Source organism: Skermanella sp. (assembly GCF_059503625.1).
In genome coordinates this window covers 1-19331 of the sequence record NZ_JCACHA010000577.1, presented here as the reverse complement: position 1 = coordinate 19331, position 19331 = coordinate 1, and the positions used below count along the sequence as shown (strand labels likewise).

14 protein-coding genes are annotated in these 19331 nt (G+C 64.9%); 3 read left to right on the top strand and 11 right to left on the bottom strand.

What is annotated here, in order from left to right:
• The 7 genes from AC5JJ6_RS14030 to AC5JJ6_RS14000 all read right to left on the bottom strand — a co-directional run.
• A partial coding sequence (locus AC5JJ6_RS14030) for an MCP four helix bundle domain-containing protein (protein ID WP_496042641.1) occupies positions 1 to 534 on the bottom strand: 534 nt, incomplete at its 3' end.
• 55 nt (positions 535 to 589) lie between these two features.
• Complete coding sequence (locus AC5JJ6_RS14025) at positions 590 to 1138, bottom strand: PAS domain-containing protein (RefSeq protein ID WP_496042640.1); 549 nt, start codon at positions 1136 to 1138, stop codon at positions 590 to 592.
• Between the two features lie 349 nt (positions 1139 to 1487).
• On the bottom strand, positions 1488 to 2474 hold the full coding sequence (locus AC5JJ6_RS14020) for an ABC transporter ATP-binding protein (RefSeq protein ID WP_496042639.1): 987 nt from the start codon (positions 2472 to 2474) through the stop codon (positions 1488 to 1490).
• Positions 2475 to 2481: 7 nt separating this feature from the next.
• The gene (locus AC5JJ6_RS14015) at positions 2482 to 3465 is read right to left on the bottom strand and encodes an ABC transporter ATP-binding protein (protein ID WP_496042638.1); all 984 of its coding nucleotides are present in this window, start codon (positions 3463 to 3465) and stop codon (positions 2482 to 2484) included.
• A gap of 4 nt (positions 3466 to 3469) precedes the next feature.
• Entirely contained in the window at positions 3470 to 4369 is a 900-nt protein-coding gene (locus AC5JJ6_RS14010) for an ABC transporter permease subunit (RefSeq protein WP_496042637.1), read from the bottom strand.
• Positions 4370 to 4387: 18 nt separating this feature from the next.
• On the bottom strand, positions 4388 to 5305 hold the full coding sequence (gene oppB, locus AC5JJ6_RS14005) for an oligopeptide ABC transporter permease OppB (protein WP_496042636.1): 918 nt from the start codon (positions 5303 to 5305) through the stop codon (positions 4388 to 4390).
• 305 nt (positions 5306 to 5610) lie between these two features.
• Positions 5611 to 7119 (bottom strand): peptide ABC transporter substrate-binding protein, encoded by a 1509-nt coding sequence (locus tag AC5JJ6_RS14000; protein ID WP_496042642.1) that lies wholly within the window; start codon positions 7117 to 7119, stop codon positions 5611 to 5613.
• A 336-nt stretch (positions 7120 to 7455) separates the two neighbouring features.
• Between AC5JJ6_RS14000 and AC5JJ6_RS13995 the strand changes: the two genes are divergently transcribed.
• Genes AC5JJ6_RS13995 through AC5JJ6_RS13985 form a run of 3 tightly spaced genes read left to right on the top strand, consistent with a single transcriptional unit; the run spans position 7456 to position 11462 of the window.
• Complete coding sequence (locus AC5JJ6_RS13995; RefSeq protein WP_496042635.1) at positions 7456 to 9666, top strand: VTT domain-containing protein; 2211 nt, start codon at positions 7456 to 7458, stop codon at positions 9664 to 9666.
• Positions 9667 to 9673: 7 nt separating this feature from the next.
• The gene (locus AC5JJ6_RS13990) at positions 9674 to 10483 is read left to right on the top strand and encodes an endonuclease/exonuclease/phosphatase family protein (protein ID WP_496042634.1); all 810 of its coding nucleotides are present in this window, start codon (positions 9674 to 9676) and stop codon (positions 10481 to 10483) included.
• Positions 10484 to 10502: 19 nt separating this feature from the next.
• A complete protein-coding gene (locus AC5JJ6_RS13985; RefSeq protein ID WP_496042633.1) occupies positions 10503 to 11462 on the top strand; it encodes a lysylphosphatidylglycerol synthase transmembrane domain-containing protein in 960 nt (319 codons plus the stop codon).
• Here the strand turns inward: AC5JJ6_RS13985 and AC5JJ6_RS13980 are convergent.
• The 4 genes from AC5JJ6_RS13980 to AC5JJ6_RS13965 form a co-directional block, all read right to left on the bottom strand.
• The gene (locus tag AC5JJ6_RS13980) at positions 11435 to 11662 is read right to left on the bottom strand and encodes a sulfurtransferase TusA family protein (protein WP_044434016.1); all 228 of its coding nucleotides are present in this window, start codon (positions 11660 to 11662) and stop codon (positions 11435 to 11437) included. The genes AC5JJ6_RS13985 and AC5JJ6_RS13980 overlap by 28 nt on opposite strands.
• Positions 11663 to 11705: 43 nt before the next feature.
• The gene (locus AC5JJ6_RS13975) at positions 11706 to 12470 is read right to left on the bottom strand and encodes an efflux RND transporter periplasmic adaptor subunit (protein WP_496042632.1); all 765 of its coding nucleotides are present in this window, start codon (positions 12468 to 12470) and stop codon (positions 11706 to 11708) included.
• A gap of 4 nt (positions 12471 to 12474) precedes the next feature.
• Positions 12475 to 14355 (bottom strand): TolC family protein, encoded by a 1881-nt coding sequence (locus tag AC5JJ6_RS13970; RefSeq protein ID WP_496042631.1) that lies wholly within the window; start codon positions 14353 to 14355, stop codon positions 12475 to 12477.
• Positions 14356 to 14618: 263 nt separating this feature from the next.
• The coding region (locus AC5JJ6_RS13965; RefSeq protein WP_496042630.1) for a cadherin-like domain-containing protein at positions 14619 to 19331 on the bottom strand (4713 nt) is incomplete at its 5' end.

Sequence of the window (19331 nt, the reverse complement as noted above, 5' to 3'; positions counted from 1 at the left end):
CTCGTGCTTGCCGAGACTATCCGCCATCAGCATCAATTCGGTTGCCGTCGACGCCCCGGTCCTGACGCCCTGCTGGCGGATCTTCGCAATGATGGTTTCGACGCCCTTTTCGTAAGCGGCGTGCTTTTCCTCGATGGACTTGATGCGCGCCATGTAGCCGTCGATTTCACGGGCATCCATCGAGCCGCGAGCATCGGTGATCAGCTTTTCCAGATCGACGATTTCACTATCCATCCTATGGGACAGCTTCCCGAACTCGGCCACGATCTGGTCGAAGTGGCTCTCCACCACCTCGACCTGACCTTCATGAAGGATCTTTTCGAACAGCACGGCCTGCTGAAGCTGATGCATCGTGATGTTTCGCAACTGGTCGCTGATCGGCAGGCTGCGGTCGGCAACCTGAGTCAGTTCATGGCCGATCCGTATCATGCTGGAATAGCTGACGGCAGAGACGATGCCGAGAAAGACCAGCGACATCGCCGTCAGGATATAGATGCGGGGACCGATCCGTAGGCCACGAACTAGGCTGAGCATAGGAATCCCTTTCAGGCGGCCGATTTCAAGAGTTTGAGCGTTTCGCGGATCGCGTTCAGCAGATCTTTGAGAAAGAGCGGCTTAGGTCGGAAGCTGAATCGAGGGCAAAATCGTGATATTCCTGATCGAGCCGCCTCTGGCGCTGAAGATTGCTCAAGTCCAAATGAATCCCGATAAAGGCAATCGGGTGCCCGGTGATTTCGTCCAGAACAGGAGCAAGGTACAGGCGGTTGAGGAAAGTGCTTCCATCGCGCCGGTAGCTGGTCAGGTTGACTTCGGTCGCCTCGGCCCTTGCAATAACCGCTCTTATACCAGGAGCCGAAGAGTTTGACCGGCGCTTCGGAAGTGTTGGGCCACGGCCCGGCCTACGAAGCAGGAGCCTGTAGGGTGGGCCGTGACCCACCAAACACTGTCCACACAGATCGATGTCTTCGGCCCCTGGTATTAGATGGGCAATCATGTTCGGTTCGGCCTTTGGACCTTGCAGCAGACGCCAGTTCTTGCCGATGATCTCGTCTTGCCGAGAACCGGCAAGGACGGAAAACGCCTTGTTGGCGTAGACGATGTTCATGGCACCGTTCGGCTCCGCAATGGCGCGGGCCAAATTGCTGGCCTCCATGGAGCGGAGCAGCGTCGTCTGACTTAGGGGCATAGCCTGTGTTCCGATTTCGGCGGACCCAGGCATGAAGATTTTCGCCCTAGTCAACCGACTCAATGAGTAAGTAATTCAATTTTAATACTGCAATATGCATGCCAAGGTTTTATCAAGATGTAATTCTACAATCGTCATATAAGAATAGGAAATTAGTAGTAATAAAAAGTCTTAAACTTTATCGATTGATTAATATCATGAGGAACGGAAGGTCAATAAACTATTTATTTACTATAACCTTCAGTAAGTCGAAGTGCATTCTGCATTGAAAGATGCAGAATGCACTTCGATGAGGGTGTATTTACTCGTTGCGGAAGTGGCACGCTGCGAGGTGCCCCGGTGCTACCGTGTCGAAGCCCGGCGCCGTCTCGGCGCAGACCGCCTCCGCGCGCGGGCAGCGGGTACGGAAATAGCAGCCGCTGGGCGGCGACAGGGGGGACGGCAGGTCGCCGGTCAGGGCGATCCGCCGCTTGGCCCGCTCGCGGTCGGGGTCCGGGATCGGGACCGCCGATATCAGCGCCTTGGTATAAGGATGGCGCGGGTCGCGGTAGAGCGTGTCGCGGTCGGCCATCTCCGCCTGCTTGCCCAGGTAAAGCACCATGATGCGGTGGCTGATGTGGCGGACGACGCTGAGATCGTGGCTGATGAAGATCAGCGACAGGTGGAATTCCCGCTGCAAGCGCATCAGCAGGTTGACGATCTGCGCCTGGATCGACACGTCCAGGGCCGATACCGGCTCGTCGCAGACGATCAGCTTCGGGTTCAGGATCATCGCGCGGGCGATGCCGATCCGCTGGGCCTGCCCGCCGCTGAACTCGTGCGGATAGCGGTTGATCATTTCGGGCAGCAGCCCGACCTTCGCCATCATCTCCTGGATGCGGGCGCGCTTCGCGTCCCGCTTCAACTCCGGATGGAAGGTGTGCAGCGGCTCGCCGATGATGTCGCCCACGGTCATGCGCGGGTCGAGCGAAGCCAGCGGGTCCTGGAAGATCACCTGCATGTCGCGGCGATGGGCGCGCATGCGGGATTCCGGCAATCCGGCCAGATCCTGGCCCAGCCACGCCACCGTACCGCCGGACGGCTCGATCAGTTTCAGGACGGCGCGGCCGAGCGTAGACTTGCCGCAGCCGGACTCGCCGACGATCCCCAGCGTTTCCCCCGGAAACAGGTCGAAGCTGACGCCATCGACGGCGCGGAGCCTGTCGGTGCCCCGGAACATGCCGCGCGGGATCGGGAAGGTGACGCTGATGTCGCGTACCGACAGGAGGGGGGCGGGATTCGACGTCATATCAAATTCACGAGGGCTGGCACAGGTGGCAGGCGGCGGAGCGAGCTGCTCCGGGCAGCGGGATCAGGGCCGGGATCTCGGCGACGCAGCGGTCGAAGCGCTTGACGCAGCGGTCATGGAAGCTGCATCCCGGCGGCAGGTGCTGGAGGTTTGGCGGCTGGCCGGGGATCGTCGGCAAGTCTTCCATCGTGTCGGAATCGATGCGCGGCATGCTGTTCAGCAAGGCCTGGGTATAGGGATGGCCGGGCCTGTAGAAGATATCCCGCACCTCGCCTGTTTCGATCACCCGGCCGCCGTACATCACCATCACCCGGTCGGCCAGTCCGGCGATCACGCCGAGATCGTGGGTGATCAGGACGATGGAGGTGTTGAACTCCCGCTTCAGATCGCCCATCAGATCGAGGATCGCCGCCTGGACCGTGACGTCCAGGGCGGTCGTCGGCTCGTCCGCGATCAGCAGGTCGGGACGGCAGAGCAGCGCCATCGCGATCATGACACGCTGGCGCATGCCGCCGCTGAACTCGTGCGGATACATGTCCAGGCGGCGCGGCGCCTCGGGGATGCGGACGAGGTCCAGCATCTCGACCGCGCGGCGGCGGGCGGCGCCGCGGTCCATGCCCTTGTGCAGCCGGAGCACCTCGACCATCTGGGTGCTGACCTTGAGGTACGGGTTCAGCGAGGTCATCGGGTCCTGGAAGATCATGGAAATCTTCTCGCCCCGGATGCGGTTGAGGGCGGGCGCCGGCAGGCCCAGGATCTCCTTGCCTCGATACAGGACGCTGCCCGTGGCGCGTCCGTTGCCGGCCAGCAGGCCCATGATCGACATGAAGAGCTGGCTCTTGCCGGAGCCGGATTCCCCGACCACGCCGACGGTCTCGCCGGGCATGATATCGAAGCTGACGTCGTTGACGGCGCGTACCTCGCCGTCGGGTGTCGCGAAGCCTGTGGTCAGGTTGCGCACGGATAGCAGAGAAGCCGAAGTCATAGACATGGCGTCAGCGGTCCTTGGGGTCGAGCGCATCGCGGATGCCGTCGCCGATGAAGTTGAGCGAGAACAGGGTCACGGCCAGGAATCCCGCCGGGAAGACCAGCATCCACCACGACGACTCCATATTGGCGGCGCCCTCGCTGATAAGGACGCCCCAGCTCGTCATCGGCTCCTGGACGCCAAGTCCCAGGAAGCTCAGGAAGCTTTCCAGCAGGATCACCTTGGGCACCGTCAGCGTCATGTAGACGACGACCGGACCCAGTGTGTTGGGGATGATGTGGCGCCGGATGATCGAGACGGGACGCACGCCACCCGCCCGCGCCGCCTCGATGAACTCCTTCCGCTTGATGCTCAGCGTCTGGCCCCGGACGATGCGCGCCATGTCCAGCCATTCCACCGCCCCGATCGCGACGAAGATCAGGACGATGTTGCGGCCGAAGAATACCATCAGCAGGATCACGAAGAACATGAACGGCAGCGAATAGAGCACATCGACCAGCCGCATCATGACGCTGTCCACCCGCCCGCCGAGATACCCCGCCGTCGCCCCGTACAGCACGCCGATCGTCAGGCTGACCGCCGTGGCGACAAGGCCGACCATCAGCGAGATCTGGCCGCCGTTGAGCGTCCGGACCAGCAGGTCGCGCCCGTTCGCGTCGGTGCCGAACGGGTGGCCGCCCGCCCAGTCCGGCGGCGTCATGATGGCGTCCCAGAAGATCTCGTCCAGTTCGTAAGGGACCAGCAGCGGCCCCACGAAGCAGGCCAGCACGACCAGCAGCAGGATTATGACGGCGGCGACGGCGGCCTTGTTGCGCAGCAGGCGACGGCCGGCGTCGCCCCACAGGCTGCGGCCCCGGACGGTCATCGGCCTGATGGCGCCCGGTCCCGCCAGGGAAGGATCGTTCATGACCATGACGGACCGGCCTCAATCGTAGCGGACGCGCGGGTCGAGCAGCCCGTAGGCGAGATCGACCAGCAGGTTGAAGACGATGATCAGGACGCCGTAGAAGATCACGACCCCCATCACCAGCGTATAGTCCCTGTTCAAGGCGCCCTGGACGAAGTAGCGGCCGATGCCGGGAATGCCGAAGATCTGCTCGATCACGACCGAACCGGTGATGACCGCCGCCGTCGCCGGCCCCAAATACGAGACCACCGGCAGCAGCGCTCCCTTCAGCGCATGGCGGAAGATCGTCACCCGCTCCGGCAGGCCCTTGGCCCTGGCGGTGCGGATGAAGTTGGAACGCAGCAGCTCGATCATGCTGGCCCTGGTCATGCGGGCGATATAGGCGATCTGCGGCAGGGCCAAGGCCAGCACGGGCAGCAGCATCTGCTGCCAGCTTCCCCAGCCGCCCGTCGGCAGCACACCCAGATGCACGCCCAGCACCAGCGTCAGCAGCGGCGCTATGACGAAGTTGGGTACCGCGATCCCGACCATCGCCGCACCCATCACGCCATAGTCCAGGCCGGAGTTCTGGCGCAGCGCCGCAAAGGCGCCCAGCGCCGTCCCGATCACCACCGCCAGCAGCATGGCGGTGCCGCCCAACTGGAGGGACACGGGAAAGCCGCTCCAGATCAATTGGGTGACCGAGAAGTCCTTGTACTTGAACGACGGCCCGAAATCGCCCTGGAGCACCTGCCCCAGGTAGCGGAAGTATTGCAGCGGCAGCGGCTCGTCCAGATGGTACGCGGCGGCCAGATTGCGCTCGATCTCCGCCAGCAGGGTCCGCTCCCCGTCGAACGGCCCGCCCGGCGCCAGCCGGACCAGGAAGAAGGTGATGGTCAGGATGACCAGCAGCGTCGGGATGGCGCCGAGTAACCGGCGCGCGGCATAGGTCAGCACGATGGTTGGACCTTTAAACTGCGGATAGCCGATCGTTCGGCTTTCGGCGGAAAGTGCTGGCTGGAAGGCGTTCCGGGATCACGGATGGACACGGATATCCACGGATGGACACGGATTGGATGGCCTCGAACTTGAAGGTCCTGAAGCACAACCTTGAGATTGTTTCTCTGACAGTTCCCTGGGCTGGCATGACCATGGCAGCCTGAAGCGTTGCGGCATCCGTGTCCATCCGTGGATATCCGTGTCCATCCGTGATCCTGTCAGTTCAGCTCAAATCACTCCAAGCCGGTCTCACAAGCTTGCGATCACTTCTCGACGCGCAGGTACCGTGTCGGGTGCCAGTCCATCAGGTTGTCCTGCCAGCCCTTGACGCTGTCGGAAACCATGTGCTGCTGGGTGTAGAAGTAGATCGGGATGATCGGCATGTCGGCCAGCAGGGTCTTCTCGGCCTCGGCCAGCAGCTTGAAGCGGGCGGCGGGGTCCTTCTCGTTGGCGGCCTTGTCGGCGGCCCGGTCGTAAGACGGGTTGGAGTAGCCCGCCGGGTTCTGCTCGCCGATGTCGCCGCGCAGCAGTTCCAGGAAGCTGTAGGGATCGACGTAGTCGCCGATCCAGGCGGCGCGCATGACTTCGAACTGCTTCTTGTTGCGGCTTTCCAGATAGACCTTCCACTCCTCGTTCCGGAGCGAGGTCTCGACGCCGAGGAACTGCTTCCACATGCCGGCGATGGCGATCGCGATCTTCTTGTGGTTGTCGTTGGTGTTGTAGAGCAGTTCGACCTTCAGCGGGTTGCCCTTGTCGAAGCCGGCATCGGCCAGGATCTTCTTGGCATCCGCCACGCGGGTCTTCTGGTCGGTTCCCGCCCAGGACACCTGCTGTTGCTCGTAGCCGGGCACGCCGGGCGGGACCCAGCCATAGGCCGGAAACTCGCCGCCCTTGGTGATCTGCTTGATCAGGATGTCCCGGTCCAGCGCCATCGCCAGTGCGTGCCGGAGCTTCGGATTGCTCTTGAACGGTTCGCGCGTGACGTTGATGCCGTAGTAATAGGTGCCGAAATAGGGCGAGTTGCGGAACTGGCCGGCCATGTTCTGCTCCAGCCAGGGGATCTGCTCCTGCGGCACGTCGTAGGTCGTGTGAAGCTCGCCGGCGCGGAACTGCTTCAGCTCGGTGCCGTATTCCTCGACCGGGTAGTAATAGACCGTGTCGATCTGGACGCTGGCGGCATCGCGGTACCTGGGGTTCTTGACCGCTTTGATATGGCCCTGCGGCACCCATTCCTGGATCGTGTAGGCGCCGTTGGTGACGATGTTGCCCGGCCGCGTCCATTCCGGCCCGAACTTCTCGATGGCCTGCCGAGGCACCGGATAGGCCGAGTGATGCATCAGCATCTGGAGGAAATAGGCGGTGGGAGCCCGCAACGTCACCTTCAGCGTGTGTTCGTCCACCGCTTCCGCCGCAAGCTTGTCCTTGGGCAACTCGCCCTTGGTGATCTGCTCGGCGTTCCGGATCGGCCACAGGATGAAGGCGTAGTTGGACGCGGTTGCCGGATCGACCATCCGTGCCCAGGAATAGATGAAGTCCGTGGCCGTCAGCGGCGAGCCGTCCGACCACACGGCTTCGGGACGGAGCTTGAAGGTGTAAGTCAGGCCGTCGTCGCTGACCTGCCAGCTTTCGGCGACGCCGGGACGAAGCGTGCCGTCGGGACCGGGATGGACCAGTCCTTCGAAGATGTCGATCTGGATGAAGGATTCGGGCACGCCGGTCGAAATTGCCGGGTCCAGCGATTCAGGCTCCGCGCCGTTGCCGCGCTTCAACACTGTCTCCGCCCGAAGAGAAGCGGCCGCGGGTAAAGTCAGCGCCAAGGCAAGCCCGGCACATGTCAGGAATTTGCGAAAATTCCGCATGTCGTGAAGCTCCATGTTCATTGGGTCCGGTCAGTGCCGTTCTTGTTAACCTTAACGTAAGGCAGCGTAATCCGTGGCGGCAATGGATTTTCAATCAGACCGGTCACTCGGTTGTGAATTAGCAACTATCTTTTGTGGTGACCGGCATCTTGGACGATTCGAGCCTGTTTGGGGTTATCCAGGCATTTCATACGTTAATGCGGTGCATGCCTCTCGAATGCAGCTTCCCAACCCCTAAGCCAGACGCCCATGCAGCCTCCGCCCGAGCCGAACTGCCCGACCCAGCATCTCTTCCACGACACCGATCCTGGTTCACCCCTGCTGGTGCCCGGCACGACCTGCTGGCGGCTGGAGCGCGCCCATCGCGTGGCCTTGATCGTGGATGCCGCCGACTACTACGCCGCCGTCAAGGCGGCGATGCGGAAGGCCAAGCGGTCGATCATCCTGCTCGGCTGGGATTTCGACACCCGCGTCGAGCTGGAAAAGGACCCGCTGGACCCGAAATTCCCCAACCGGTTCGGCGATTTCCTGGAACGGCTGGTGGCCGACAATCCGCAGCTTGAAATCCACGTCCTGAAATGGGACTTCTCGATGATCTTCGCGCTGGAGCGGGAGATCTTCCCGACCGCGCTGATGGACATGATCACCGATCCTCGCGTCACCTTCCGCGTCGACGGGGAACATCCGGCCGGCGCCTGCCATCACCAGAAGCTGGTGGTGATCGACGACGCGGTGGCGTTCTGCGGCGGCATCGACATCACGGCGAACCGCTGGGACACGCGTGGCCATATCGACCACGATACCCGCCGGCGGCGGCCCAACGGCGACCCCTACGATCCGTTCCACGACATGATGATGGCGGTGGACGGTCCGGCCGCCGCCGCCCTGGGAGAGCTGGCGCGCTACCGCTGGCGGCGCGGCACGGGAGAACCGCCGATCCCGCCGGTCACCAGCCCGTCGGACCCCTGGCCCGACCATCTCTCCGCCGACTTCGAGAACATCGAGGTCGGCATCGCGCGCACCTTGCCCCGCCACAACGAGCAGGCCGAAGCGAGGGAGGTGGAGGCCCTCTACACCGCCTCGATCGCGGCGGCCCGGCACAGCATCTATATCGAGAGCCAGTATTTCACGGCGGAATGCGTCGGCCAGGCGCTTCTGGCCCGGCTGGGCGATCCGGACGGTCCGGAGATCGTCGTGGTGACCCCGAAGAACTGTCCCGGCTGGCTGGAGGAGGAGCTGATGGGTCGGGCGCGCCGGCATCTGGTCAACCGCCTGCGGAACGCCGATACCCACGGCAAGTTCGGGATCTACGGAGCGGTCACCCCGACCGGCGTGCCGGTCACGATCCATTCCAAGACGGTGGTGATCGATGACCGGCTGCTCCGGATCGGATCCAGCAACCTCAACAACCGGTCGATGGGATTCGACACGGAATGCGACCTCGCGGTGGAGGTCATAGCGGGCGCGCCGGACGAGGAAACCCGGCGCGCCGCCATCGTCCGCTACCGCGACGGGCTGCTGGCCGAGCACCTGGGCGTGCCGCCCGAGCAGGTCGCGGCCAAGCTGGCGGAGACCGGTTCGATGATCCGGACGATCGAGCATTTCCATGACCCCGATCGCCGCCGGCTGGAACCTGTCAGGGTCAACGAAGTTGACGGTGTCGATGCCTTCATCGCCGAGACCCACCTGTTCGATCCGGAACGACCGATAACCGCCGAGGAACTGACCCGCCAGATCATGCCGGACCTTGAAAAGCCGACCCCGAAGTTGAAGTTCCGGATGGTGGTGGCGCTGATGGTGCTTCTGCTGGCGGGGCTTGCCGCCCTGTGGCGCTTCACCGATCTCAGCGAGCTGGCGACGGTGGACGGCATCCTGGACTGGGCGCAGAGCCTTGCGGCGATGCCGCTGGGGCCGCTGGTCGCGGTAGCCGTCTATGTCGCCGGCGGGTTCGTCATGTTCCCGGTCATGGTGCTGATCGCGGCTACGGCCATCGCGTTCGGGCCGCTGCTGGGGTTCCCCACGGCGCTGGCCGGCTGCCTTGCCAGTGCGGCGGCGCTGTTCTGGGTCGGGCGGCTGGGCGGTCAGCGATGGGTCAGGCGGTTCGGCGGGCGGTTCGTCAACAAGGTCAGCCGGAAGCTTTCGGATCAGGGTATCCTGGCGGTCGCGGTGATCCGCGTCATACCCGCCGCACCCTTCAGCGTGGTGAACGTGGTGGCGGGCGCGTCCCATCTGCGGTTCACTGACTACATGATCGGGACGGCGTTGGGCATGGCGCCCGGTGCGCTGGCCTTCAGCCTGCTGGGCAGCCAGCTGGAGCGGACGCTGCGGGAGCCGTCGGCCACCAGCATCGCGGTCGCGGTCGGGATCGCGGCGGTTGCCGCCAGCCTGGGCTGGGTCGCCAACAAGCTGCTCGGCCGCAAGGCCGGCGGGACTGATAAAGCAACGGCAAGAGCGGGGTAAGGATAGCGTGGCTGATTTGCCAGACAATACCGTCACCGACACCGGAAGCGAGATCGAAGCCGATGCCGAGGGCATCGACGTGCGCGACGAGCGGCCGGGCGAGGCGCCGGCCGGGCTGAGTTCCTTCCGGATCGCGACCTACAACGTCCATAGCTGCGTCGGTATCGACGCCAAGTTCGCGCCCAGCCGGATCGCGGCCGTCGTCAAGGCGCTGGAGGCCGACGTGGTCGGGCTTCAGGAAGTCGGGTGGCATCACAGGGGCGAAGTCGGCCTGGACCAGTTCGAGTACCTGGCGCGCGAAACCGGCATGAAGGCCTGGCCCGGCCCGACCAAGCACCATGAGCGCGCCCATTACGGCAATGCGCTGCTGAGCCGGCTGCCGGTGCTGGAGGTCCGCCCGATGGACCTGTCGCTGCCCCACCGCGAACCGCGCGGCGCCATCGACGCCGACATCCAGGTCGGCGACAAGGTGGTCCGGGTGATCGTCGCCCATCTCGGGCTCGACCCTTGGGAGCGCAACGCCCAGATCACCCGCGTCCTTCACACGGTGGAGCGCGGTCCCGAGCGGCCGACCGTGTTCATGGGCGACCTGAACGAGTGGCGGCCCCGATCGCCCCGGATCAAGCGGCTGATGCACAGCTTCGCCGACTGCGCCGCCCCCCGCAGCTTTCATGTCCGGATGCCCACATTGCGGCTGGACCGCATCTTCGTGTCGGAAGGGCTGGTGCTGTCGAACTACGACGTCGTCAAGACGGTCCTGACCAAGCGGGCGTCGGACCATCTGCCGGTGCGGGCGACCGTCGCCTTGAAGAACTGACGGAGCCGGTGGCCGTATCTTGAACGACCGACTCAGCCGCTTAGGCATGACCGCCGCCCGCTTCGCCCTGTCGGGAGCGCTGCTCTGGCTGCTGCTGAGCCGAACCGACGCCTCGGCCCTGATGGCGCGCGCGGCGGCGATCGATCCGCGCTGGCTGGCCGCCGCCTTCGGGTTGACGGTCGTGCAGGTCGTCCTGATCTCATGGCGCTGGGCCGTCATCATGGCGGGCCTGGACGCCTCCATCGGGACGATGCGGGCGCTGAGGATCAACCTCGCCGCGTTCTTCCTGGGGCAGGCGCTGCCGACCTCCATCGCGGGCGACGCGTGGCGGGTGCTGAAGATCCGGAGCCTGGGCTTCGGCATCGGGACCGGCCTGCGCGGCGTACTGATCGACCGGACGACGGCGATGATCGGACTGGTGCTGGTCGTGCTGGTGACCGCGCCGCTGCTGCTGGCCCGCATGCCGGACCCGGCGATGCGGTGGAGCGTGGCTGCGGGCCTGGGATTGGGGGCCGCCCTGCTGGCGCTGGCGCTATCGGCGGACTGGCTGTCGGGGCGTTGGGCTTCCGGCAGGCTGAGCGGAGTGGCCGAGTTCGGCCGGGCGGTGCGCGGACTGCTGAGCCGTCCGGTCACCGCCATCCCCATTATCGGCGTCTCGGTCCTGGTCCACCTGCTGGCGGGGGCGACCATGTGGCTGATCGCCGGCAGCCTGGGGCTGCCGGTCGGCTTGGTCGATTGCCTCGTCCTGATGCCGCCGATCGTGCTGGTTGCGGGGATGCCGCTGTCGATCGCCGGCTGGGGCTTGCGGGAAGGCGCCGTCGTCGCCGTCTTCGCGCTGGTCGGCGTGCCGATGGACGGCGCCTTGCTGATGTCGGTCCTGCTGGGCCTGCTGCTCCTGCTGGTCAGCCTGCCCGGCGGGCTGGTGCTGGCGTTCCCGGAACCGGGACCCGGTCAGGCGGCGCCGCGCCGGATCCGGTAGGTGAAGACGCCTTCGGCCTGGGTATGCTCCACCAGTTCGTGCGCCGTGGTGTTGCAGAAGTGCCTGAAGTCGATCACCGAGGCCGGGTCGGTGACCAGCACGATCAGTTCCTCGCCCTCCGCCATGTGGTCTAGCTGACGGCGGGTGCGCAGGATCGGGAGCGGACAATGCAAGCCCCGAACGTCCAGTTCCCGTGCCATGGATTTCCCTCTTACGCGATCTGTGTCAGAGGGAGAGTGTAGCCTAGTTCGGCACCGCGAACACGGCCCGGCCGCTCATGCCTGCCAACAACTCGCCCGGACGGCTCGCGACCTTGCCGAAGACCTTGATCGACTGGCTGACCGGATCGATCCGGGCCGACAGCCGCGTCACCTCCGCATCGAAGGTCTTGCCGGTTTCCTCTATCAGCACCTTGAACTTGTTGCCGGGCGTCAACCAGACCAGCCAGCGGGACGGGACGATCATCTCGACCTCCAGGTCGTGGTCGTCCAGGATCTCCAGCAACTCCTTGCCTTCGCTGACATATTCGTAGCGTCGGACCTTCATTTCCGCGACCCGGCCGGGGAAGGGGGCGGTGACGACGCAGCGCTCCACCATGATACGCGTCATGGCGGTTTCGGCCTCGGCGGCGCTGAGCTGGGCGGCGGCTGCTTCCAGTTCCAGGGTGCTGACGGACCCCAGCTTGTCGAGGCGAGAATTGACCTCGTAAGCCTTGCGGGCGGCCTGCTGCTGGGCCGAGGCCTTGTTGAGGCGGGCTCGGTGGGGGGCGCAGTCGAAGCCGACCAGCTTCTGGCCTTCCTTGAAGCGGTCGCCCTCGCGCACGGTCAGATCGTCGATCTTCCCCGGCAGTTCCGACGCCAGCATCGTGCTCCGGCGCGGACTGATCTGAGCCCGGATCTCCGGGACACCGGACCCGATACCGGATTCCGGTATCTGGGCCGATGCTGGAACTGCCGCCGTCAACAGGGCGGCGGCAAGCGGATAGGCGAACCACCTGACCTTGCGCACAGTGTTACCTGAAGTTGGAGATGAGGGGCTTGCGGTTCAGATTGCTCTTGCGGGTGGTCGGGACGAGATTGGACGGAGCCTGTTCCATCGATACGGGAACGATCCCGGCAACGGGCGTCTCGATTGCCGCGGGATCGACCTTGGCGGCGGGCGCTTCCGTCTGGACAGGTTCGACCTTGGCGACGGGAGTGACCGCTTCGACAGGTTCGGCCGCGACCGGTGTAGCGACAGGTGCCGGCGCCAGAACGATAGGGGCCGCCGGTGCGGGAGCCGGTGCCGGTGCCGGTGCCGGTGCTGCTACCGCTACCGGGGCGGGCGCAGCAACCGGTGCCGCTACGGGGACGGGTGTCGGAACCGGCGCCGGAGGTATCCACTGGCCCGACTGCCAAGTCGCGTTCGTGGCTCCGAAAGCCGCCGAAAGCGCCTTGATGTCGTGGCCCTGCACCTCGGCCGGCAGCGGGTCCAGACCGAGCGAGACCATCAGGTTGGCCGTTGCCGCCTGCACGTCCGCATAGGCGCGGTCGCGCGACAGTTCCGCCGAGATCGCCGAAGCGGCGGCACGGACCCGCTCCAGCACGTTCTGGGCCTCGCCGGCCTCGGCGTTCCTGGTGTTGTCGAAGATGCGCTGCTCGATCAAGTTGAGCAGGTCGGCCTGCTCGAAGTTGCGGCGTGCCCGCTGGTATTGCTGATAGCCGACATGGACCTGGGTCAGCGTCGCCATGCTAAGCGCCAGACGGCGGGTTTCGCCGAGATCCTGCTGGGCTTCGGCCGCTGCGACTGCCGCCGGCCCCGACAGCAGGGTCAGCAGGTTCCAGCTTACCCGCAACCCAGCTTCCGCCCAGAAGTTGTTCTGTACGTAGGAGTTGCTGTCGTAGTTGCCGCCGCCGGTGAAGGTCAGGCCGGGCAGCAGGCGAAGGATCGCCTTCCGCACTTCCGCCGAGCTGATCCGTTGCTGGTACTGCTCTTCCCGCAGTTCCGGCCGGTTGGTCAGCGCCGCCGACTCCATCTCCTCGAGCGTCAGCTTGACCGGCGGAATGTCGCGCTTGAACCCTTGCGGCAGCGCTAGCGTGAAGGGCTGTCCGGGCTGGAGGTTCATCAGGGCACGAAGCTGCGCCTTGGCGATGGCCAGGTCCTGCTCGACCGATTCGAGCTGGCGCATGATCTCGATCACGGCCTTCTGGTAGCGCAGGACTTCCAGCGGCGGACGCAGGCGCTGCTGCTCGACCGCGCGGGCGTCGGCCAGCGCGCGGCGCGCCTCCTCCAGCACGGGTGCGATGGCCGCCTGGATACGTTCGCCCGATACGGCCTGCCAATAGGCGGAGCGCACCTGCTGGGCCACGGAGTGGACCACCCGCCGGCGGCGCTCGCCAGCGATCAGGGTGCGGTCGGCCTGCTGGCGCGCCTGATAATAGCTGACGCCGAAATCCAGTACGTTCCATGACATGGTCAGGTCGGCGGTGGCGCGTTCCTGGTCCTGGCTGACCGAGGGATCGGTGGACCGGACGCCGGTGCGCGTATTCTCGCTGACGGTCAGGTTCTCGTTCGACCGGGCGGTGCCGGCGGCGGATGCCGTCAGCTTGGGCAGCATGTCGTAACGGCTTAGGTCGAGCTGCCGGTTTTGCAGGGCCTGATCCATTGCGGTCAGGCGATAATCGTAATTGTACTTGATGGCGCGGGCGATCGCCTCTTCCAGCGAGATCGGGCCGGTTACCGGTTCCTGGTTCTCGAAAAGGTGTCGTCGGTCGGCAGAGACCAGCGCCGCCCGCTCTTCCGGCGTGACGGGTTCGGGGGTCAGGGCACAGCCCGCTGCCGAGATCATCACGAAGGCCAATGCCACATAGTGTAAATGCTTCTTGCCCGGCTGAAGACGCGCTGCCTTTTTCATCGTAATGACGTCGTGCATAGTATCCCCATAAAGCCGTTATCCCCGGCCTGAATAATCTTAGGCATTACACCTTAAGAAATAGATACTCAACTTGTGGAGTATCATCCAGTCGTCAAGCAATCCGTTCGGCGGAATAACGTTAAAAATTGTCATTAAATGTCATAATGTGCCGTGTTGGCAACACTGTGACAAAGATGGAAACGCAGTGACCGGCGGGCGCCGGTCCGTTGGAACGGATCGGCGCCCGCCGGTTCGGCGAAGCCTCAGGCCGCCTTGTCGGTATCGTCGATGCCTGCCACCTTCAGCAGACTTTCGAGCAAGGCGAGACCTTCGGCCATGAAGCCGTTCTGTCCGCTTGCCGCCTTGAGCTGCGCCGTCAACGACGGTCTGCCCAGAAGTGCCGCTTGAGCGGTCTGCCGGTCGGCAGGGCGGCCGGCATCGGTTCTCTGCTGGCCGGCGTTGTCCTGTCCGTCCTGGCCTTCACCGGCCGGCTGGTTGCCGTTTTCGTTGACGTCCAGCTTGAAGTTGACCGTGGCCTCCGATCCGGCGGTGTCACGGGCCGTCACCTTGATCTGCAACTCCTGCTTTTCACCCTCTGGCGGCTTGCCGGTGAAGGTGCCGGTGGTGGCATCGAACTTCAGCCAGGACGGCAAGGGCGAGCCGTCTTCCAGGGTAGCCTGGATGGTGACGACGGCCTTGGGATCGGTATGCCCGAAGACACCGGCCGGGATCTTGAAGCTGTCTCCCGATGTGCCGCCGACCTGCTGGGTCGATACTTCCGCACGGACGGAGAGGCCGGTGCTGACGGCGCCGCCGTCCGAAGAGAAGCCGGTTCCAGTCCCGCCACCGGCTGCGTTGCTGGTGCCGGAGGCCGGCGATGGGCCGACGCTGATCAACGTCGACTGACTGGCCGGTATGCTGATCGAGTTGGCCGACGAAGTGTTGCTGGACGTCGTGTTGCTGGACGAGGTGGTTGTCGTAACGGTCGAAGTCGTCGTGGTGAGCGTCGGCGTATCGGTTTTGGAGCTTGTCGAAGGCGAGTCTGAGTTCGAGTTCGAGTTCGAAGATGAATTCGAGCTAGAGTTCGAGTTCGAATTCGAGGAAAAGTTCGACGAATTCGACGAATTCGAAGACAGATTGTTCGTCGAGGTGGTCGGCGTGAAGAGCGGCAGGATGATCGGCGCGGTCGGGGTCGTCGGCGTCACATCGGTTGTCGTGGGCGTCGAGGGGGTTGGTGTCGTGGGCGTAACCGGCGGCGGCGGCGGTGCCGCCACCGTATCCTCGGCGCCCTTGATCGTGACCGTCAGCACGGCGGTATCGGTCAGGACCCCGTTCGAGACGGTATAGTTGAAGCTCTCGGACAGGCTGGCGTCGGCGCCCAGGGCATTGACCGCTGCATTGTCGTTGTTCACGGCATAGGTATATGTGCCATCCGCCTTCAGCGTCAGGGAGCCGTACAGCCCGGCAAGGGCCGTTCCGACGCTGCCGGCATTCCCGCCGCCTTCGGTGGCGCCCAGGCGCACGCCGGCAACCGTCCGGGTCAGGCCGGTGTTGGCGTCGGTGTCGTTGGTCAGCACGTTGCCGGTGGCATTGCTGCCGGCCGTCCCGTTGGAAATGCCGCCGGCTTCGAGGGCGCTGCCGGTATCGTTCGCGGCGATGGGGGCATCCACGGTCCCCGCGACCGCGACGCTCAGCGTGGTGCTGCTCGTGACCCTCCCGTCCGACGCGGTGACGGTGAAGCTTTCACCGGTCGCGGCGCTCGCCGCATTGATGGCGACACCGTTGGGGACGAGGACGAAGGCGCCGGTCGCGCTGTTGACATGGAGCGTCCCATAGGCGCCGGTCCGGGACACGTCGTAAGTAATGCCGTTCGACGTGAAGGTGCCGCCTGCAATGCCGCCATCGATGCCGAAGACCAGTCCATCGGTGTCGGTATCGGAAGCGGCGAGACTGCCGGCGCGGTTGGCGAAGGTATCGGCACCGGCGGTATCCGCGAAGGTGAGGACGGCAGGCGCCGCCAGCGACGGGGCCGTGTTGGCGACACCGGATCTGGCCGAGGCGCTGGTCTGGGTCGAGTTGCCGTTTGCGTCGTTGGCGGTGACGACGACGCGGACGAACTTATGAGCATCCGCTGACGACAGTGCGTATGTGGCGGCGGTCGCCCCCGTGATGGCGGTTTCGCCGGTGCCGGCGGCGTCGGCCGCACGGTACCATTGGTAACTATAGGTCACCGCATCGCTGTCGCCGTCGCTCCAGGTGCCGGTGCTGGCCGACAGGCTTCGGCCAACGGCAGCGGTTCCGGAAATGGTTGGAACGACTGAGTTGACCGGAGCGGTGTTGGCGACGACCGTCCTGGCCGAGGAAGCCGTTTCGGTTGTTCTGCCCTGGGAGTTGGAGGCGGTGACCACGACGCGGAGGTTCTTGTGGGCATCGGCCGTGGTCGGCGCGTAGCCGGCCGACGTGGCGCCCGAGATGGCTGTTTCGTTGGTGCCGGCGCCGTCGTCCGAGCGGTACCACTGATACGTATAGGTGATGTCGCTGTCGGTGTTGGTCCACGAACCGGTACCGGCGGTAAGCGTCCCGCCGACGGAATTGGTGCCGCTGACTGCCGGTACCGCCGTGTTGACCGGGGCCGAGTTGGCGATCGACGTCCGGGTGGACGCGGCGGTTTGCGTCGAGCTTCCGTTGCCGTCGTTGGCGGTGACGACGACGCGGACATACTTGTTGGCGTCGGCGGAAGTCAGCGTGTAGGCGGCGGCGGTCGCCCCGCCGATCGCGGTCTCGCCCGTCCCGCTGCTGTCGGTGGCGCGGTACCATTGGTAACTATAGGTCACCGTATCGCTGTCGGTGTCGCTCCAGGTGCCGGTGCCGGCGGAGAGTGCATTGCTGACGATGGTGGTGCCGGTGATCGCCGGAACCGCCGAGTTGACGGGGGCGGTGTTGGCGATCGTCGTGTAGGTGGACTGGGCCGTCTGGGTCGAGCTGCCGTTGGCATCGTTGGCGGTAACGACGACCTTGAGGAACTTATGGGCGTCCGATGTCGTCGGCGTGTAGCTGGCAGCCGTGGCACCCGAGATCGCCGTGGCTCCCGTGCCGGCGGCATCGGTGGCGCGGTACCATTGGTAACTATAGGTCAGCGTATCGCCGTCGGTGTCGGACCACGTGCCGCTGGTGGCGGTCAGTGCGTTGCCGACCGTCGCGGTTCCGCTGATCGCCGGAACGGCCGAGTTCACCGGGGCGGTGTTGGCGATGGTGGTGTAGACGGATTCCGCCGTCCGGGTCGAGCTGCCGTTGGCGTCGTTGGCGGTGACGACGACCTTCAGGAACTTGTGGGCGTCCGAAGTCGTCAGCGTATAGGACGCCAGGGTAGCACCGGTTATCGCGGTAGCGTTGGTGCCGCTGCTGTCCGTAGCGCGGTACCATTGGTAGCTATAGGTCACCGTATCGCTGTCGGTGTCCGTCCAGGTGCCGCTGGTGACGGTCAGCGCGTTGCCGACCGTTGCCGTCCCGCTGATCGCCGGAACGATCGAATTGACGGGGGCGGTGTTGGCGATCGTCGTGTAGGCGGATTCCGCCGTCTGGGTCGAGCTGCCGTTGGCGTCGTTGGCGGTGACGACGACCTTGAGGAACTTGTGGGCGTCCGAGGTCGTCAGCGTATAGGACGCCAGCGTGGCTCCGCTGATCGCGGTGGCTCCCGTGCCGCTGCTGTCCGTGGCGCGGTACCATTGGTAGCTATAGGTCACCGTGTCGCTGTCGGTATCCGACCACGTGCCGGTCGTCGTGGTCAGCGCATTGCCGACGGTGGCGGTGCCGCTGATCGCCGGGACTGCCGAGTGGACCGGGGCGGTGTTGGCGATGGTGGTGTAGACGGATTCCGCCGTCCGGGTCGAACTGCCGTTTGCGTCGTTGGCGGTAACGATGACCTTCACGAACTTGTGGGCGTCCGAGGTCGTCAGCGTATAGGACGCCAGCGTGGCTCCGCTGATCGCGGTGGCTCCCGTGCCGCTGCTGTCCGTGGCGCGGTACCATTGGTAGCTATAGGTCACCGTGTCGCTGTCGGCATCGGTCCAGGTGCCGCTGGTGGCGGTCAGCGCGTTGCCGACGGTGGCGGTGCCGGTGATCGCGGGCGCCACGGTGTTCGACGGCTCGGTATTGGCGATGGCGGTATAGGCGGACTGGGTCGTCTGGTCCGAACTGCCGTTGCCGTCGCTGGCGGTGACGACGACCTTCAGGAACTTGTGCGCGTCGGAGGCCGTCGGCGTATAGGACGCCAGGGTAGCACCGGTTATCGCGGTAGCGTTGGTGCCGCTGCTGTCGTCCGCGCGGTACCACTGGTAGCCATAGGTCAGCGTGTTGTTGTCGGCATCGGTCCAGGTGCCGGTCGTGGCGGTCAGCGCGTTGGCGACCTTTGCCGTCCCGGTGACCACCGGGATTGCCGTGACGAGGGGGATGTCGTTGACCCCGGTCAGGTTGATGGTCAGCGTCTTCTGATCGCTCAGGCTGCCGTCGGAGGTGGTGAGCGTGAAGGTTTCCGTGGCATTGGCGGTCAGCGCGTTGATGGCGCCGGCGTTGGGGACGTAGACATAGGCTCCGGTGGTGCTCAGCAGGTACAGGGTGCCGTAGCTGCCGGTCTTCGACACGTCGTAGGTGATGGCGCCGACGGTGCCGCCCGTGGTCCCGTTGCTGATGCCGTAGGTCAGCGCTGTGCCCTCGACGTCGGATGCCGCCAGCGTGCCGGTCCGGTTGGTGGAGAAGGCGTCGGCGGCGGACGTGTCGGTCAGGCTGATCGCGGTCGGCGTGGTCAGGACCGGTGCGTCGTTGACGGCGGAGATCGCGATCGAGGCAGTGTCCGTCACCGACGAGTAGGCCGAATTGCCGCCGTTGCCGGTCGACGTATCCGCGGTGCTTCCGGCGGTTCCGGCCGACTTGTCCCAGGCGCGGAAGGTGATGGTCGCCGAACCGTTGTAGTTGAGCGT

Excerpts from the sequence above, each read along its gene's own strand:
- AC5JJ6_RS14020 (WP_496042639.1), bottom strand. The coding sequence starts at position 2,474 with ATGACGTCGAATCCCGCCCCCCTCCTGTCGGTACGCGACATCAGCGTC.
- AC5JJ6_RS14015 (WP_496042638.1), bottom strand. The coding sequence starts at position 3,465 with ATGTCTATGACTTCGGCTTCTCTGCTATCCGTGCGCAACCTGACCACA.
- AC5JJ6_RS14010 (WP_496042637.1), bottom strand. The coding sequence starts at position 4,369 with ATGAACGATCCTTCCCTGGCGGGACCGGGCGCCATCAGGCCGATGACC.
- AC5JJ6_RS13995 (WP_496042635.1), top strand. The coding sequence starts at position 7,456 with ATGCAGCCTCCGCCCGAGCCGAACTGCCCGACCCAGCATCTCTTCCAC.
- AC5JJ6_RS13980 (WP_044434016.1), bottom strand. The coding sequence starts at position 11,662 with ATGGCACGGGAACTGGACGTTCGGGGCTTGCATTGTCCGCTCCCGATC.
- AC5JJ6_RS13970 (WP_496042631.1), bottom strand. The coding sequence starts at position 14,355 with ATGAAAAAGGCAGCGCGTCTTCAGCCGGGCAAGAAGCATTTACACTAT.